This is a genomic window from Acidiphilium sp. 34-64-41, assembly GCF_002282635.1.
Taxonomy (GTDB): Bacteria; Pseudomonadota; Alphaproteobacteria; order Acetobacterales; family Acetobacteraceae; genus Acidiphilium; species Acidiphilium rubrum.
The window spans coordinates 1-1,227 of record NZ_NCJX01000174.1; the positions used below are offsets into that span (position 1 = coordinate 1).

Sequence of the window (1,227 nt, forward strand, 5' to 3'; positions counted from 1 at the left end):
CCCGATCTGCGACATCAGCGCGAAGTTTTTCCAGGTCGGAAACGTGCCGCCCGCAACATACCCTTCGAGCTTGAATTCGCGGCCATAGGCGGTGAGTTGAGGAAACCCGATGTGACAGGCGGAACATTCCTCACCCGTCTGTGCGGCGAACGCGGGGATCGCCTGCGCTGTCGTCGGCGCCAAAGCAAGCAGTCCCAGACCGAGTGCGGCCGCTGTGGTTCGGTTGGTTGTCGGTCTGAATTTCATTTTAGTGGTCCCCGGCTACAAGGAAATATGCGCCGGAGGACGGATAGGTGTCATTGATCTAGATCAAATCACCTATTGTTGGCGACGGAGGCGATCCGCTCGTAAACGGCGCGTATCTGCCAAGTCCATAAAAATAGATGTCGGTGGTAGACGTTTATGATAGCCCTGACCCAGTGCCATCGCGCGAGATTTCCATCAGCATCACGATCCGCGACAGTTGGTACTTCCGCTTGGCCAGGCTATGCCGATATCCACGGCCAAGCCGGCGATAGCGGTTCAGCCCGGATCATCGAGAATCATTGTTGCGACATCAGACGCCCGATATGACGGACCTCGCGAACTCCCGGACTGCCCATCGCTTGCTACACCCGGATCAGATCGATCAATTCGTCCTCGGTCAGTCGGGCAGCGACTTCGCCGCCTTCGAGCAGTTCCGACGCGAGATCGCGCTTGTCCCGATGGAGGGCGAGGATGCGCTCTTCAATGCTACCCTCCATGATCAGGCGGTAGATCGTGACCGGCCGCTCCTGGCCGATGCGATGGGCGCGGTCCGACGCCTGATCCTCGACCGCAGGATTCCACCACGGATCGAGATGCACGACATAATCCGCAGCCGTCAGGTTCAGCCCGGTGCCACCGGCCCGCAAGCTGATCAGGAACAGGTCCGATGTCCCCGCCTGAAACGCGGCGACCCGCCGCTCGCGATCCGCGGATGGCGTGCTGCCATCGAGGTATTCATAGGCGATCCCGCGCTCATCGAGGGCGGTACGGATCAAGGCCAGATGACCGACGAACTGGCTGAACACCAGAGCCCGATGCCGGTTGCGGATCAACTCCGAGACCAGCCCGAGGAAGGTTTCCAACTTGCTACTTGGCACGCCTGCGCTCGGATCGATCAAGGCGGGATTGCAGCAGGCTCGCCGCAGTCTGGTGATCTCGGCCAGGATATGGATTTTGCGCTTGCCGGCTTGGGTGTCCAAG

At 60.2% G+C, this 1,227-nt stretch carries 1 protein-coding gene and 1 pseudogene; both read right to left on the bottom strand.

The features are described 5' to 3' along the window. Positions 1 to 246 (bottom strand): annotated as a pseudogene (locus B7X49_RS18690) (hypothetical protein); the annotation flags it as partial. A 362-nt stretch (positions 247 to 608) separates the two neighbouring features. Next, positions 609 to 1,227: DEAD/DEAH box helicase (locus B7X49_RS18695; protein ID WP_286840647.1), on the bottom strand; the 619-nt coding region annotated here is incomplete at its 5' end.